Below are 2,364 nucleotides of genomic sequence, written 5' to 3'. Positions count from 1 at the left end.
TCCAGGCCCCATTCTTCTTCGACGACTTCACGCAGGCCTCGATGAAGGCCATGCCCTCGACGCCGTCCTGAATGGTCGGAAAGACGACGTCCTTTGCCGGCTTGCCGCCCTTCTTGCGCGCCGCGCGGATGGCGCGCGCGGCCTCCTGGTAGATGTTGGCAAAACCTTCGAGGTAGCCCTCGGGATGGCCCGGCGGAACCCGGCTGACACGCCCCGCCACCGGCAGCGCCCCGGCGCCGTTGCGGGTGATCAGTTGCTTCGGCTGGCCGAAGGGCGTGTACCAGAGATAGTTCGGATCGGCCTGCACCCATTCCAGCCCGCCCTTCGAGCCATAGATGCGCAGCTTCAGGCCGTTTTCATGGCCCGGTGCCACCTGGCTGGCCCAGATCATGCCCTTGGCCGGATGCGTCTTGCCGGCCGGCTTGAAGCGCAGCATGACGTTGACATTGTCGTCGAGCAGCCTCCCCGGCACGAAGGCATCGAGATCGGCCGACAGGGAAGCGAGCTCCAGTCCCGAGACGAAGCGCGCCAGGTTATAGGCATGGGTGCCGATGTCGCCCAGCGCGCCGCCAGCGCCTGCCTGCTTGGGATCGCCACGCCACGACGCCTGCTTCTGGCCGGTGGCTGCGAGGTCCTCGGTCAGCCAGTCCTGTGGATACTCGGATTGCACGATGCGGATGTCGCCGAGCACGCCCTTGGCCACCATCTCGCGCGCCTGCCGCACCATCGGATAGGCTGTGTAGTTGTGGGTGAGCACGAACACCTTGCCGCTCTTCTCGACCACGGCGGCCAGCTTCTTGGCCTCCGCAAGCGTCGTCGCCAGCGGCTTGTCGCAGATGACGTGGATGCCGGCCTCGAGGAAGGCCTTGGCCGCCGGCACGTGGACATTGTTGGGGGTGACGATGGCCACCGCCTCGATGCCGTCAGGCCGTTTGGCCTCGGCCTTGGCCATCTCGGCATAGGAGCCGTAGCTGCGATCCGGGTCGAGCCCGAGTTCGGCGGCCGAGGCCTTGGCGCGCGCCGGATCGGAGGACAGCGCGCCGGCGACCAGCACGAAATCATTGTCGATGCGCGCCGCGATGCGGTGCACCGCGCCGATGAAGGCGCCTTGCCCGCCACCGACCATGCCATAGCGGATCGGACCGCCTCCCGTTTCCGACTTCGATGCGCCGACCATGTCTTTTCTCCTCGTGTCTGAAATATCCCGGCCCCTTGACGGGAGGTCGATCCGCGCTGCGGATCGGGTGGGTCGTAGAGGTAGAGCTCGGTTGAACTGACCCTACCCGGGCCCGTCGGCCACCCTCCCTCGAGCGGGAGGGAAGTCGCGTTAAATCCCCATCAGGCCGCGCAGCACTTTCTTGTCGGTGGTGCCGCCGGCAAAGTCGTCGAATGCCTTTTCCGTCACCCGGATGATGTGGTGCTGGATAAATGGTGCGCCTTCTGCCGCGCCGTCTTCTGGGTGCTTCAGGCAGCATTCCCATTCCAGCACCGCCCAGGAATCGTAGTTGTACTGCGTCAGCTTGGAAAAGATGCCGCCAAAATCCACCTGTCCGTCGCCGAGCGAGCGGAAGCGGCCGGCGCGGTTGGTCCAGCTCTGATAGCCGGAATAGACGCCTTGCCGCCCGGTCGGGTTGAACTCGGCGTCCTTGACGTGGAACGCCTTGATGCGCTCGTGATAGATGTCGATGAATTCGAGATAGTCGAGTTGCTGCAGCAGGAAGTGCGACGGATCGTAGTTGATGTTGCAGCGCTTGTGGCCGCCAACCGCGTCGAGGAACATCTCGAAGGTAGCGCCGTCGAACACGTCCTCGCCGGGATGGATTTCGTAGCCGACATCGACGCCATTGTCCTCATAGACGTCAAGGATCGGCTTCCAGCGCTTGCCGAGCTCCGAAAAAGCCTCCTCGATCAGGCCGGCCGGCCGCTGTGGCCACGGATAGAGGTAAGGGAAAGCCAGTGCTCCGGAGAAACTCACAGAGGCGTTCAGCCCGAGATTGCGCGAGGCCTTGGCGCCGAACTTCATCTGTTCGACCGCCCATTTCTGACGCGCCTTGGGATTGTTGTGCACCGAAGCCGGCGCAAAGCCATCGAACTGCGCATCATAGGCCGGATGCACCGCCACCAATTGCCCCTGCAGATGCGTCGACAGTTCTGTGATCTCGATGCCGGCGTCGGCACAGATGCCTTTCACCTCGTCGCAATAGGCCTTGGAAGATGCCGCCTTCTTGAGATCGAACAAGCGCGCGTCCCAGGTCGGGATCTGCACGCCCTTGTAACCAAGACCAGCCGCCCATTTGGTGATCGAAGCCAGCGAATTGAACGGTGCGGCGTCACCTGCAAACTGCGCCAGAAACAGTCCAGGGC

2 protein-coding genes are annotated in these 2,364 nt (G+C 63.9%); both read right to left on the bottom strand.

The features are described 5' to 3' along the window. Window positions 1–1,177 (bottom strand): Gfo/Idh/MocA family protein (locus ACXJ7R_RS30255; RefSeq protein ID WP_457155025.1); only part of this gene is annotated, 1,177 nt, incomplete at its 3' end. Between the two features lie 150 nt (window positions 1,178–1,327). Then, a partial coding sequence (locus ACXJ7R_RS30250; protein WP_457155024.1) for a sugar phosphate isomerase/epimerase family protein occupies window positions 1,328–2,364 on the bottom strand: 1,037 nt, incomplete at its 5' end.

It is taken from the genome of Mesorhizobium sp. P5_C1 (assembly GCF_054049815.1).
Note: the sequence above shows the minus strand (reverse complement) of the source record. Positions and strands in the feature narration are given on the sequence as shown.